We start from the raw sequence: 1,043 nt of genomic DNA, 5'->3' as shown, positions 1-1,043 counted from the left end.
CGAGCACGCCGCCGGCGAGCACGGCGGTGGTGAGCATGCCGGTGAGCAGCGCGATCATGGCGTGGGCTCCGCGCGGGGGGCGACCGGGCGGTAATGCGCCAGCTCGTCGCCGAGGGCGATCAGGAACAGGACCAGGCCGGTGATGGCCAGCACGGTCGATGCGGTGAGTTGCTGGGTCTGGAGCACGATGCCGGAATCGAGGATGAAGGCCATCAGCAGCGCGGCGGGTAGCACGTTGAGGCAGGAGCCGCGCGCCAGCACCGCCACCACGATGCCGAAATAGCCGAAATTATTGGCGAGGCCGCCCTGCAGCCGATGGACGGTGCCGGCGAGTTCGAAGACGCCCGCCAGCGCGGCGAGGCCGCCGGAGGCCAGCATGACGGCGATGATCCTGGCGCGGACCGGTATGCCGGCATAGCGTGCGGCCTGGTCGTTGGCGCCGCTGATCGTGACCTGGTAGCCCCAGCCGGTGCGGGCCATCAGCAGGGCGAGGGCCAGCACGATCGCGAGCGCCAGGGGGAAGCCCCAATGCACCGCGCCCCAGAATTCGGGGATCTGGACCGGCAGGCGGCCGGTCGAGGCCAGCGCGCCGGTGACCCGGTCGTGCCAGGGGCCGACCGCGAGATAGGATGTCAGCAGGGCGGCGACGAAATTCAGCAGCAGGGTGGTGATGATCTCGTTCACGCCGGCATAGGCGCGGGCGAGGGTGGGGATCAGGATCCAGCCCATGCCGCACAGGATGCCGGCGAGCGCCATCAGCGGCAGGATCACGATCGCGGGGCCGGGGAGGAACAGGCCGATGGCGGCGGCGCCGATGGCGCCGGCGTAGAACTGGCCCTCGGCCCCGATATTCCAGATGCCGATCCGCCTGGTGATGGTGACGGCGGCGCCGGTCAGCATCAGCGGGGTCATGAACAGGGCCAGATCCTCGAGCCCGAAGCGGGAGCCGACGGTGGAGCGGACGACCAGGTCGGCCAGCAGGCGCGGGTCGCGCCCCGAGGCGGCGAGGAAGAGGGTGGTGACGAGCAGGGCGGCCAGGATCG

1 protein-coding gene is annotated in these 1,043 nt (G+C 70.9%); it reads right to left on the bottom strand.

The genetic code is table 11. The features are described from left to right. Positions 1–54: 54 nt before the first annotated feature. The coding region (locus HUK84_RS19800; RefSeq protein ID WP_176641733.1) for an ABC transporter permease at positions 55–1,043 on the bottom strand (989 nt) is incomplete at its 5' end.

The organism is Nguyenibacter vanlangensis (assembly GCF_013376155.1).
Lineage (GTDB): Bacteria > Pseudomonadota > Alphaproteobacteria > Acetobacterales > Acetobacteraceae > Gluconacetobacter > Gluconacetobacter vanlangensis.
The sequence above is the reverse complement of the archived record's forward strand: the minus strand, read 5'-3'. Positions and strand labels throughout refer to the sequence as shown.